Annotated in this window: 11 protein-coding genes and 1 pseudogene; 3 read left to right on the top strand and 9 right to left on the bottom strand. The window is 62.2% G+C overall.

The features are described from left to right. Positions 1–3: 3 nt before the first annotated feature. The 4 genes from MUU54_RS04230 to MUU54_RS04215 all read right to left on the bottom strand — a co-directional run bounded on the left by MUU54_RS04230 (position 4) and on the right by MUU54_RS04215 (position 4310). On the bottom strand, positions 4–1092 hold the full coding sequence (locus tag MUU54_RS04230) for an ABC transporter ATP-binding protein (RefSeq protein ID WP_247242798.1): 1089 nt from the start codon (positions 1090–1092) through the stop codon (positions 4–6). A gap of 3 nt (positions 1093–1095) precedes the next feature. After that, positions 1096–2037 carry a carbohydrate ABC transporter permease gene (locus MUU54_RS04225; protein ID WP_247242797.1) on the bottom strand — a complete coding sequence of 314 codons (942 nt, stop codon included), beginning with the start codon at positions 2035–2037 and terminating at the stop codon, positions 1096–1098. Continuing rightward, positions 2030–2932, bottom strand: a complete 903-nt coding sequence (locus tag MUU54_RS04220) for a carbohydrate ABC transporter permease (protein ID WP_247242796.1) — start codon at positions 2930–2932, stop codon at positions 2030–2032. The genes MUU54_RS04225 and MUU54_RS04220 overlap by 8 nt, the downstream gene beginning before the upstream one ends. Positions 2933–3074: 142 nt before the next feature. Next, entirely contained in the window at positions 3075–4310 is a 1236-nt protein-coding gene (locus tag MUU54_RS04215) for an ABC transporter substrate-binding protein (RefSeq protein ID WP_247242795.1), read from the bottom strand. Between the two features lie 38 nt (positions 4311–4348). Between MUU54_RS04215 and MUU54_RS04210 the strand changes: the two genes are divergently transcribed. Together MUU54_RS04210 and MUU54_RS04205 are read left to right on the top strand one after the other, a co-directional pair. After that, positions 4349–4696: a hypothetical protein gene (locus MUU54_RS04210; protein WP_247242794.1), complete on the top strand. Its 348-nt coding sequence runs from the start codon at positions 4349–4351 to the stop codon at positions 4694–4696. An 18-nt stretch (positions 4697–4714) separates the two neighbouring features. After that, positions 4715–5764 (top strand): LacI family transcriptional regulator, encoded by a 1050-nt coding sequence (locus MUU54_RS04205; protein ID WP_247242793.1) that lies wholly within the window; start codon positions 4715–4717, stop codon positions 5762–5764. An 83-nt stretch (positions 5765–5847) separates the two neighbouring features. On the opposite strand, the gene gnd is transcribed toward MUU54_RS04205, so the two are convergent. The 5 genes and pseudogenes from gnd to ccoG all read right to left on the bottom strand — a co-directional run bounded on the left by gnd (position 5848) and on the right by ccoG (position 11883). Further along, a complete protein-coding gene (gene gnd / locus MUU54_RS04200; RefSeq protein ID WP_247242792.1) occupies positions 5848–7281 on the bottom strand; it encodes an NADP-dependent phosphogluconate dehydrogenase in 1434 nt (477 codons plus the stop codon). 88 nt (positions 7282–7369) lie between these two features. Beyond that, positions 7370–7525, bottom strand: a complete 156-nt coding sequence (ccoS, locus tag MUU54_RS04195; RefSeq protein ID WP_247242791.1) for a cbb3-type cytochrome oxidase assembly protein CcoS — start codon at positions 7523–7525, stop codon at positions 7370–7372. Continuing rightward, a pseudogene (locus MUU54_RS04190) lies at positions 7522–9818 on the bottom strand (cation-translocating P-type ATPase). The gene ccoS and the pseudogene MUU54_RS04190 overlap by 4 nt, the downstream one beginning before the upstream one ends. Then, on the bottom strand, positions 9815–10309 hold the full coding sequence (locus tag MUU54_RS04185) for a FixH family protein (protein ID WP_247242790.1): 495 nt from the start codon (positions 10307–10309) through the stop codon (positions 9815–9817). Before MUU54_RS04185 ends, MUU54_RS04190 begins: the two are co-directional and overlap by 4 nt. Beyond that, entirely contained in the window at positions 10306–11883 is a 1578-nt protein-coding gene (ccoG, locus tag MUU54_RS04180; RefSeq protein ID WP_247242789.1) for a cytochrome c oxidase accessory protein CcoG, read from the bottom strand. The genes MUU54_RS04185 and ccoG overlap by 4 nt, the downstream gene beginning before the upstream one ends. A 123-nt stretch (positions 11884–12006) precedes the next feature. Here ccoG and MUU54_RS04175 point away from each other — a divergent pair, with 123 nt between their 5' ends. Next, the gene (locus MUU54_RS04175) at positions 12007–12411 is read left to right on the top strand and encodes an SRPBCC family protein (RefSeq protein ID WP_247242788.1); all 405 of its coding nucleotides are present in this window, start codon (positions 12007–12009) and stop codon (positions 12409–12411) included. The last annotated feature ends 19 nt before the right edge of the window (positions 12412–12430 follow it).

The following is a 12430-nucleotide window of genomic DNA, read 5'->3' as shown; positions in this document are numbered from 1 at the left end:
CGCTCAGATCCGCTCTTCGGTTTCGGCGTCGAAGAGGGACGCGAGCTCCATGTCGAACGACAGCTGCAGTTGGGTGCCTGGTGCATAACGCTTTGCACCGCCGATCCGCACCGACATCGTGTGGCCGGCATGTTTCAGCCACAACAGGTTGTCGGCGCCCATCGGCTCTTCGAGATCGACCACCGCCTCATGTTTCTCGATCCCGGGAAGGTCGCTGTCGACGTGGATGTGTTCGGGGCGCAGGCCCAGCACCACCTTTCGGCCGGCGACGGGCGGATTGGCCGCCTCGTAGCCATCGAGCGGGAAGGAGACGTCATGGGCCTTGAAGACCGTCTTGCCACCCTCCTCGACCAGTTCGCCGTGCAGGAAGTTCATCGACGGGGAGCCGATGAAGCCGGCAACGAACAGGTTCACCGGTCGGTTGTAGATCGTCATCGGATCGTCGAGCTGCTGTATGACGCCGCTCTTCATGATTGCGATCCGGTCCGCCAGCGTCAGCGCCTCGATCTGGTCGTGGGTGACGTAGATCATCGTGTTCTTTAGCGAATGATGGAGGCGCTTGATCTCGACGCGCAGCTCAGACCGCAGCTTGGCGTCGAGGTTGGAAAGCGGCTCGTCGAACAGGAAGACGTCGACGTCACGCACCAGCGCCCGGCCGATCGCGACGCGCTGACGCTGGCCGCCTGAAAGCTCCGCCGGCTTGCGCTTCAGGAGCGGCTCGATCTGCAGGATCTCCGAGGCGCGCGCAATGCGCCGGTCGATATCGTCCTTCGGCACGCCTGCGACGCGCAGGCCGAAGGACAGGTTCTTTTCCACCGTCATCTGCGGGTAAAGCGCATAGGACTGGAACACCATGCCGATGCCGCGATCCTTGGGTTCCTCCCAGGTGACGTTCTTGCCCTTGATGAAGATCTGCCCGTCCGTCGGCTCCAGCAGGCCGGCAATGCAGTTCAGCAAGGTCGACTTGCCGCAGCCGGAGGAGCCGAGCAGCACGAGAAACTCGCCATTGCGCACTTCGAGATCGAGATTGCGCAGCACGTTGACGGCGCCGAACGAAAGCGAAAGGTCACGGATGGAAACGCTATTGGTCATGGATTACCCCTTCACAGCGCCTGCGGCGATGCCGCGGACGAAAAGCCGGCCGGAAACGAAATAGACGATCAGGGGAACGGCGCCCGTGAGAAGCGTCGCGGCCATGTTGACATTGTACTCCTTCACGCCCTGGACGGAGTTGACGATATTGTTGAGCTGGACGGTCATCGGATAGGTGTCGGGCCGGGTGAAGACGACGCCGAACAGGAAGTCGTTCCAGATGCCCGTGACCTGCAGGATCATCGCGACCACGAAGATCGGCAGCGACATCGGCAGCATGATCCGCAGATAGATCTGCCAGAAGCCGGCACCGTCGATCCGGGCAGCCTTGAACAGCTCAACCGGCAGCGACGCGAAGTAGTTGCGGAAGAGCAGCGTCAGGATCGGCATGCCAAAGATGGTATGGACGATGACGAGGCCGGTCAGCGTGCCGTAGACGCCGAGCTCGCGCAGCGCGATCACCACCGGATAGATCATCACCTGATAAGGGATGAAGGCACCAATGATCAGGATCGAGAAGAACAGTTCCGAGCCCTTGAAGCGCCAGTTGGCGAGCGAATAGCCGCTGACCGAGGCGACGAAGATCGAGACCACCACGGACGGGACGAGGATCTGCACGGAGTTCCAGAAGCCACGCGAAAGTCCGTCGCAGTTCAACCCGGTGCAGGCCTCCGCCCAGGCCTTCACCCAGGGCTCAAAGGTGATCTCCATCGGCGGCGAGAAGATGTTGCCCATGCGGATTTCCGGCATGCCCTTCAGCGAGGTCACAACCATCACGTAAAGCGGCAGCAGGTAGTAAAGTGCTGCCACCGACAGAACGCCGTAGAGGATGATGTTGCGGCGCGACAGTACCCGCTTCGGCCGGCGACCACGAGGGCCGGAGACATCGGCGGCAACCGTATCGAAGCCGGCCCCGGTGGTGTTAAGTGTCGAGATGTTAGCCACGCTTCTTCCCTCCGAACTCGAGATAGGCCCACGGGATAATGATGATCGCGACGGTGAGCAGCATCATCGTGGAGGCGGCGAAACCCTGGCCGAGGTTCTGGGCCTGGAACATGTAGTCGTAGACGTATTTTGCCGGCACTTCTGAGGCGTTGCCGGGGCCGCCGCTCGTCTGGGCGACGACGAGGTCGTAGACTTTGACGATGCCGCTCGCGATAATCACCAGCGTGGTTATGAAAACCGGCCGCATCATCGGGATGACGACGAAGAGATAGGTCCGCCACATCGGAATGCCGTCGACGCGTGCGGCCTTCCAGATGTCCTCGTCGATGCCTCTAAGGCCGGCCAGCATCAGGCACATCACGAGCCCCGTGCCCTGCCACAGGCCGGCGATCAGGATGCCGTAGATGACGATGTCGGGGTTGTAGAGCGGGTCGAAGGTGAAGTTTTCGAAGCCGAGCGAGCGCACGATCCCTTGGATGCCGAATTCCGGGTTGAGGATCCACTGCCAGACTAGGCCGGTAACGATGAAGGAGAGCGCGAAGGGGTAAAGGAAGATCGTTCGGAACGCATTCTCGAAGCGGATCTTCTGGTCCATCAGCGCCGCCAGCAGGAAGCCGATAACGAGGCTGAAGATCAGCGACAGGATGCCGTAGATCGCGAGATTCTGGATCGAAACGATCCAGCGGGACGTATTCCACAGCCGCTCATACTGGTCGAGCCCGACGAAGGACAGGCGCGGCAGGAGCTTGGAGTTGGTGAAGGAGTAGAGGATGGTCCAGAGCGAGCCTCCGAGGAAGATGCCCATAGCAATCAGGATCATCGGGATGGAGGCAATCTTAGAATTCAGATTGCGGAATAATTGGTTTGGGCGTTTGGCAGGCGCATGACCTGTCATTGTCGGTTCCTCCTCGAGCACGACATTGCAGGGGCGCAGGCACGAGCTTCAAGAAGCGGTGCCGGCGCGATCACTGAACAAGCGTGCGGTCCATCGGCCGGCACCTTGGACGCGGTGCCGGCCGATCTGCGGCCGCTTGGGATCAGTCAGCCGAGGAAATGATGTCGGCGAAGCGCTTCTGAGCGTCTTCCGGGCTCAGCGAGGTGCTGGAGAAGAACTCGGTCATGAGATCCTCCTTCTGCTTCTGGCTGTCGGCCGAGAGCGCCTGGTCGGTGCTGGTCAGCGCGTTGCCCTTGGCGACGATGTCGAGGCCCTTCTTCATGCAGTCGTTGACCGACGCCAGATCGACGTCACCGCGAACCGGGAGCGAACCCTTCTTCAGGTTGAACGCGACCTGCGTCTTCGGATCGAGCATGGTCTCTGCCAGCACGTCCTGTGCCTTCGACTTCTCCTCGTCGTCGAGGACGGGGAAGTAGAACGCGTCACCGCCGGTAGCGATATAGGGGCTGATGCCGAGGCCGGGCAGGCAGCTGTAGTCCTCGCCGGCAACCTGACCGGCGATCTGGAACTCGCCTTGCGCCCAGTCACCCATTACCTGACCGCCGGCCTTGCCGGTGATCACGAGGTTGGTCGCCTGGTTCCAGTCCTGCACATTACTGCCGGCAGCCATTTCGCGTGCCTGGGCGGCGGCTTCGAAGACCTTCGCCATTTCCGGCCCAGCTGCGACGTCGGCGTCCTTGTCTACGTAGACGGACTCGTAGACCTCCTTGCCCCCGAGGGCGAGAACGAGCGTGTCGAAGAGGCCACCGGACTGCCAGGCCTGACCACCGAGCGCCAGCGGCTGGATGCCGGCTTCGCGCAGCTTCGGCGCCGCAGCGACGAATTCATGCCAGTCCTTCGGCACCGGAACGCCGGCCTGCTCAAAGGCGGCATTGGAAAGCCACAGCCACTGCCAGGAGTGGATGTTGATCGGCGCGCAGTAGATTTTGCCGTCGATCGTGCAGCTATCCAGCAGGCTGGCCGGCTTGATCACTTCCTTCCAGTTGCCCTTCTCCGCCACCTCGGTGAGGTCGCGCATCAGGCCGGCTTCGACCAGTTCCTGCGCCTGGCGGCCATGGTTGAACTGGGTTGCGCCCATCGGGTCGCCGCCGGTAATGCGGCTGATCATGATCGGGCGTGCAGTGCTGCCCGAACCGGCGATGGCGCCGTCGACCCAGTTGTTACCGCTTGCGTTGAATGCCTTGGCAAGCTCGGCAACGGCCGCAGCCTCGCCACCGGACGTCCACCAATGCGTCACTTCGAGATCAGTCGCCTTGGCAACACCCATAGGCAACACGATCGTAGCCGCCAATGCGGCTGTCAGTGCACGAATATTCATGAGTCTCCTCCCTCACTGAAACGATGCAGGAAAAAGCTATGGCAAAGATTTCTGCTAGGCAACAGGGACAGGCGCAAAAACTTTGTGATACTGGCAAATACAACTTCGAATTTGCGAGGACAAGCAATTGCACTGGAAGCCAACGCGCGAAAAATGCCGGGTTTGCCGATGTTTTCTTTGGCAAGTTCGTCATTTATTTCGCACGCGCAAAAAATTCTCCCGCACCTGCGTCCTACAACCAGAAGAAGCGCAGTCGGCCCCTGCCCCCGAAAATTCTGCTCGACATTTCCCCTGTATCGTTTCAGTTTGTACGCTCGCGATGCCGATCAGTGGAGGAGGCATCCGTTTTCAGAGGCGCCATAAACTTCTATAGCTGGCGCGGCTGAATCGGGTGGCGGCAGGGAATGGACGACAGCATCAAAGGAATGGCCAAGGCGGTCATGGCCGGGCGTGAGCGCCCGACACTGAAGACGATTGCCTATATGACCGGGCTCGGGATCACCACCGTCTCCAGGGCACTAAAGGATGCGCCCGATATCGGCGCGGAAACCAAGGAGCGCGTCCGGCTCGTTGCCAATCAGCTGGGCTACCAGCCGAACCGCGCCGGCGTGCGGTTGCGGACCGGCAAGACCAACGTCATCGCACTCGTGCTGAGCATCGAGGAAGAGCTTATGGGCTTCACGAGCCAGATGGTCTTCGGCATCTCTGAAGTCTTGGCAGGCACGCAATATCACCTGGTGCTGACCCCGCACTCGCACCAGAAGGACCCGATGCTACCAGTGCGCTACATCCTCGATACGGGCTCCGCGGACGGCGTCATCATCTCACGGATTGCTCCGGACGATCCGCGCGTGCGCCTGATGACGGAGCGCAACATGCCGTTTGCCACCCATGGGCGCACGGACATGGGGATTACCCACCCCTTTCACGACTACGATAACGAGGCCTATGTCTATCAGGCGGTCGAAAAGCTGGTGTCGCGTGGCCGAAGGCGGATCGCGCTTCTCCCGCCGCCGAGCGCGCTGTCGTTCTACCTGCACAGCCGGATCGGCTTCGAGCGCGGCCTGGCCGACTTCGGCGCGACCGAGGTCGCGATCGGCAGGATCACGACCGAAATGCCCTTGAGCGACCTCCGCAGCCATTCGGAAGCGATGATGTGCTCCGCCAAGGCGCCGGACGGCATCATCTCCACCAGCGGCAGCTCCACCATCGCGTTGGTCGCCGGCATCGAAGCTGCCGGAAAGAGGCTCGGACAGGACCTCGACCTCGTCTCCAAACAGTCGGCGGATTTCCTGAACTGGATACGTCCGGAGATCTACACGGTGAACGAGGACGTCCGACATTCCGGGCGAGAGCTTGCCAAGGCGGTAATTGCCCGCATCGACGGGGTTGCGCCGGAGCTGCTGCAGAGCATCCGCAAGCCGGCATGGTCTCCGATGGGACCGCGCGACTGAACACCAACGGGACAAGGAAATCCCGTTTAAGCAAAACATGAAAAACCCGCCTCAATGAGCGGGTTTTTCTATTTGTTCGATAATCAGGCGAAGTCAGCCAATCCGCTGCCCCAGGGGCCGTGATGTTTGTCGGCACCATCCACCCGATCGAAACCGTGGGCGCCAAAGAAATCGCGCTGCGCCTGGATGAGGTTGGCAGTACCGCGGCCGCGACGGTAGGCGTCGAAGTAGGAGAGCGCCGAACCGAGTGCCGGCACCGGCAGGCCGGAGTTGACGGCGAAGGAGACGACGCGGCGAAGCGCACCATCGGTGTCCTTGACCATCTGCGAGAAGGCCGGCGTCACGATCAGGTTCGCAACATCCGGATCCTTGGTGAAGGCCGAGGTGATCTCGTCGAGAAAAGCGGAACGGATGATGCAGCCGGCACGCCAGATCTTAGCGATCGTCGGCATCGGCAGGTTCCAGCCATATTCGTCGGAGGCCGCCGACATCACCGCAAAGCCTTGCGCATAGGCGCCGATCTTGGCGGCCAGCAGCGCATTCTCCAGATCGACGACGAAGGCAGCACGATCGGACGGCAGGTCGCCAACCTTCGGCAGGCCGAAGATCTTCTCCGCTTCCTCGCGCTCGCTCTTCTGTGACGACAGGATACGGCCGGCAACGGCTGCCTCGATGGCGGTGGCGGCCACGCCCATGTTCTGCGCCTCGATCACCGACCACTTGCCGGTGCCCTTCTGGCCGGCGCGATCGACGATCATGTCCACCATCGGCTTGCCCGAAATCGGGTCGGTCGCCTTCAGCACGGTTTCGGAGATCTCGATAAGGTAGGAGTTGAGGCGGCCGGCATCCCACTTGCCGAACACTTCGCCGATTTCCGATGCGCTCATGCCAAGCCCATCGCGAAGGATCCCGTAGATCTCGGCGATCATCTGCATGTCGGCATACTCGATGCCGTTGTGGATGGTCTTGACGAAGTGGCCTGCGCCGTTTTCGCCGAGCCAGGCGACACAAGGCTCTCCGTTGAACTTGGCGGAGATGGAGGTCAGCACCGGCTCGACGCGCTTCCAGCTTTCTTCCGTGCCGCCGACCATGATCGACGGACCGTGGCGCGCACCTTCCTCACCGCCAGAAACGCCCATGCCGATGAAGGTGAGCCCGCTGTCCTTCAGATTGTCGAAGCGGCGCATCGTATCGCGGAAGTTGGCATTGCCGGCATCGATCATGATGTCGCCATTGGAAAGATAGGGCTTCAGCAGTTCCATCTGCTGGTCCACCGGATCGCCTGCCTTGATCATGATGATGATCGGCCGCGGCGGGCGGATAGCGGCAACGAACTCTTCAAGCGTCTCGCACGGGATGATCTGCCCCTGCAGATCGCCGGCCTCGGCGTAGAATTTCCGCGTCGCTTCCGGCGTGCGGTTGAAGACCGCGATGCGGTTGCCTTTTTCGGCGATGTTGAGCGAGAGGTTCGAGCCCATGACGCCGAGCCCGATGAGGCCAATTTCTGCCTGTTCCACGGATATGCCTCCATTTGGATTCCGGCCGCTGTTTTGGCACCCAGAACGTCAAACGGCAAGGCAGAAACGGGCAAAAGACATCAGCTTGTCAGACAGCTGGATGATCGTCGTCTTCCTCGATGGCCCGCCATGCCGCACCATCGAGATCCTGGTATTGGCCGCTCCTCAGCGACCAGAGGAAGGCCAGAAGCCCGATCGCACCGAGGAAGAGAGCGATCGGTATGAGGTAGACGAGCATGTTCATGCGAGGCTTGCCTCTCCTGCCGTGGGGCTGCGGCGAACGGGGGGCGCGGGGAGAGCTACCTTCTCAGCACGGGCCATGCGATTGAGCCGCAGGGCGTTCGCCACGACGATGATGGAAGAGGTCGACATGGCGACGGCTGCGATCAGGGGCGTGGCATAGCCGGCCAGCGCGATCGGCACGGCGATCACATTGTAGCCGATGGCGAGCGCGAAGTTCTGCCGGATCAGGCGGCCCGCCTGCCGCGACACGTCGAGCGCGATCGGGATGGCGTTCAGGCTGTCGTGCATGAAGACGAAATCGGCGGCCTGACGACCGACATCGGCAGCCGTTGCCGGCGCAATGGAGACATGCGCGGCGGCAAGTGCCGGAGCGTCGTTGATGCCGTCGCCGACCATCAGCACCCGGGCGCCTTGTTCGGTGAGTTCGACAAGGGCTTCCACCTTCTCCTTCGGAGCAAGCTCAGCCCGCCAGAAGGCCACCCCAAGCCTGGTGGCAAGCGCTTCCACCACGGGCGCCCGGTCACCCGAAAGGATGCCGGTGCGAATGCCGCCCTTAACGAGAGAGGCCATGGCGGCAGGCGCATCCGGCCGAAGCGCATCCTCGAAGCGGAAGACGGCGATTTCCGTGCCATCCAGCGTCAGCACGACTTCCGACGTGGCGCCATCGCAGGCTGCTATACCGCAGGCGAAACGGCGGCTTCCCAGCCGGTAGAGCCCTTCCTTGGTCTGCGCCTGCAGCCCCTGCCCCGGCAGTTCTTCCACGTCAGTGATTGGCGCAGCGTCACGAGCGCTGTGATAGATTGCCTTTGATAGGGGATGGCGGGAATGCATGGCGAGGCCGGCAGCGGTCGATAGATGCGCTGGGCCGATGTCCGAGAGGTTCGTGAGCCGCGGCCGCCCGAGCGTCAGCGTGCCCGTCTTGTCGAAGACGGCGGCGTCGATCTCCGCCAGACGCTCCATGGCCGAACCGTCCTTGACCATGATGCCGTTCTTGAACAACCAACCCGCGGCAACGACCTGAACAAGCGGCACGGCAAGACCCAGCGCGCAGGGGCAGGTAATGATCAGCACGGCGATCGAAATCAGCATCGCCTGCTTCCAGTCGCCACCGATGAATCCCCATCCGAGGAATGCGACAAGCGCCAGGAGATGGACGGCAGGCGAATAGAGTTGCGCGGCACGATCGGCGATGCGTCGATAACGTGCCCTGCCCCCTTCCGCCGCTTCCATCAACGCGATCACTTCCGCGAGGAAGGAATCCTTTACCGCAGCCGTTGCGCGCACCACCAGCGGACCGGTGAGATTGAGCGTTCCTCCTTGCACCGTATCGCCCGGTCCGATGCCCGCCGGCGCGCTTTCGCCATTGACGATGGAAAGGTCGAGATCGCTTGCTCCCGTTTCGACGATGCCGTCGAGAGGGATGCGCTCGCCTGCCGCGATCAGCAGACGGTCTCCGGGACCAAGCTCTTCCACCGGCCGGTAGTGGCGCGCACCATCCTCCGTCAGCACCATGGCACCGCGCGGTGAGAGTCTGGCCAAACCGCTGATCGCAGATCGGGCACGGCCACGCATGATGTGATCCAGCGTCCGGCCGATCAGCAGGAAGAAGAGCAGCGAGACGGTCGCATCAACCATGCGTGTTCCCCGTGATGCATCGTCTCCCACAGGGACACGGCATAGGAGAGCGTGATGGCAAGTGCGACCGGCACATCCATGTTGGTGCGTCCGCGGCGCAACGCCATCCAGGCGTATCGATAGAAGAACCGGCCGGCATAAACGAGCGCCGGCGCGGCGATCATTGCCGAGATCCAGTGGAAGAGATCGCGGGTCGAGGCTTCCGCGCCTGACCAGACGGAGACCGAAAGCAGCATGATGTTGGCCGCTGCAAAGCCAGAGACGGCTACAGCGAGGATCAGGGAGCGCTGCAGCCGCTCCCCCTCCTCTTCGCCATCGGCGAAGAGGTGCGCGTCGTAACCGGTCGCATAGATGATGGTCTGCACCAGCCTTGCCGGATTGGTTGCGGTGCCGGCAACACTCTCCTTCCAGGTGATCGAAACGCGCTTGGTCGAAAGGTTGACCCGCGCCCGCGCGACTTCCGGCAGAGCCTTCAGCGCCTTTTCAATGCTGGTGATGCAGGTGCCGCAATGAACCCCCGGAACACTCAGATCCGTCTGCCGCAGCCCCGGCTCCAGCAGCCGGCTGGAAAGCAAAAGCTCCTCTGAGGAGGGCGCGGCTCGGCCGAGACGCTCCAGTTCCACGGCACCATCGGTACCGGGCGCACAGCAGGTGGTCATCTCTGCCCTCCGTCGACCGAAACCCGTTCCGTGTGATGGAGGATCCGCTTGCCACCCTCAGTCGCATTTGCCTCCACGATCCAGGCGCCCGGAAGCACTGCATGGCGCGCTTCGAAAACACCTCCGCCCACCCGCTGAAGCTGGAGCGTGAAATCCTGATACTCGCCGACGGGGCGCTTGAAGTTGAGCGTCAGGGCGTCCGCCTCGACCTTCAGGCCCTGCGGATGCTTGATGCGGTAGCGGATCTGGTCACCTTCGATCGAGACTTCGCCACTCAGGCCGGTGGCGGCCAGCGCCTTTGCCTCGGCCACCTTCCCGTTGAACTCCTGGCTGGCAATGCAGGTGTTCTGGACGACGAGGCCGCTCCAGCTGTGGGTCGCCTGCCAGGCCATGTAGAAGTTCGCCGAGATGATCGTGCCGAAGAACAGCACCATGACGCCGACCATGTGCCAGCCGGTAAAGACGAAGGACTTCTCTTGTGTCGAGTTCATTTGCCTGTCTCCGGAGCGTTGAAGGTGGCGGTGTAGCGGTCGCGTTCATGACTTGACCGGTCTTCGGCGATGAAGCTGAAGCTCTCATGCGCTTCGCCGATGGCGCCGGGTGGGATGGTGACGAAAACCTTGAGCGCCGTCGCCTTGTCGGGCTCTACCGAAACCGGGAACATGCGGTCACTATCGCTGGTCAGCCCGTTGATTTTCATCGTCGCCTCCGGCAGCCCGTCGAGCGACAGAAGGATCGTTCTTGGCTCGGGGATCATGTTCAGAAGCCGGATCGTGTAGCCGTTGCGGATCGAGCCATCCGATTCCAGCACATATTGCGGGTTGCGGTCATGGATGACGTTGACCTCCAGTCGGTCGCGGCTGAGCAGCGCAACCAGCAGGCCGATGCCAACGGCCGTCCAGACGCCGGAATAAAGCAGCGTGCGCGGCCGGACGATGATCCGCCAGTCGAAGTGCCGGACCTGATCGACAAACCCGCCGTTAGCGTTGCGGACGCGGTCGGGGTTGATCGGCGTCGAGCCATCGTCCGTCGCCAGCGCCATGTTCGCTTCGTACTCGTTCAGCGTGGCATAGGCGATTAGCCCGCGCGGCTTGCCGATCTTGTCCATCACGCCATCGCAAGCGTCGATGCAGAGCGCGCACGTGATGCAGGCCAGCTGCTGACCGTCGCGGATGTCGATGCCCATAGGACAGACGGCCAAGCAGGCATTGCAATCGACGCAGTCGCCGACAGCCCCACCCGCAGCGGCCGCCTTTTTCGCATGCTTCGTCCGCGGCTCGCCGCGCCAGTCGTTGTAGGTCACCACGAGCGACGAATCGTCGAGCATGGCGGCCTGAACGCGCGGCCAGGGGCACATGTAGATGCATACCTGCTCTCGCATCAGCCCACCGAAGACATAGGTCGTAGCGGTCAGGACACCGACGGTCGAATAGGCGATGAAGGCGGCATTGCCCGTGACGAAGTTGTAGGCAAGCGTCGGCGCGTCGGAGAAGTAGAAGATCCAGGCGCCGCCGGTCGCAACGGCGATCATCAGCCAGATGGCGTGCTTGCTTATCCGCTTGCGGATCTTGTCGAAGCTCCAGGGCGCGGCATCGAGCTTCATGCGGGCGTTGCGGTCGCCCTCGATCCAGCGCTCGACGACCAGGAAGAGGTCGACCCAGACGGTCTGCGGACAGGTATACCCGCACCAAGCGCGACCGACCGCGGATGTCACCAGGAAGAGACCGAAGCCCGCCATCACCAGCAGGCCCGCGACGAAGAAGAACTCCTGAGGCCAGATCTCGATGAAGAAGAAATAGAAGCGCCGGTTCGCCAGGTCGATCAGAACCGCCTGGTCCGGCGCATAGGGACCGCGGTCCCATCGAATCCATGGGGTGAGATAGTAGATCACGAGCGTGATCAGCATCACCAGCCACTTGAAGCACCGGAAACGACCTTCGGCCCGCTTCGGGAAGATCTTCTTTCGGGCTTCGTAGAGCGGGGCCTGCGCGGCTCCCCCGTCACTGCCTGTACCGCCTCGATCGTCTCCGGTCGCAGGGATATTGGGAGCGGTGTAGAGGTTCATGGCGCAGTTCCACTTCTGTGGCTGCCTTTTCCCACCTCGCGTGATAAGGATCTTTGACTTAAGTCAAGTTCACCTGCGCGTGCTTCGCGCCGATTGTCGCAGGAGCGATTGGGAGGTCAGACAATGCCGACGTCAGAGGCCCGAATCATTCACGTCAGCATCGACAGGCCCTGGCAGGCGGTCTACGGTTTCGCGTCGCAGCCTGAGAATATGTCGGCCTGGGCGGCAGGTCTGGCGGCGGGGCTGCGGCAAGACGGCAGTGACTGGATCGGCGATGGCGGTCCTCTGGGCGAGATCCAGATCCGCTTCTCACCGCCCAACGAATATGGCGTCATCGATCATGTCGTGGCTCTGCCCAACGGCGTCCCCGTGCACAATGCGCTGCGCGTGGTTCCGAACGATGGCGGTGCCGAGGTGATGTTCACCCTTATCCGCGAGCCCGACATGGATGATGCGGCCTTCGAGGCGGACGCGGCAGCGATCGCGCGCGACCTGCAGGCGCTGAAGGCGCTGCTCGAGCGGACGTAAGGCGCACACATCGCGCTTT

This window comes from Pseudorhizobium tarimense, assembly GCF_022968135.1.
In the GTDB taxonomy this organism is placed as follows: domain Bacteria; phylum Pseudomonadota; class Alphaproteobacteria; order Rhizobiales; family Rhizobiaceae; genus Neorhizobium; species Neorhizobium tarimense.
This window is presented reverse-complemented; position numbering and strand designations above follow the sequence as displayed.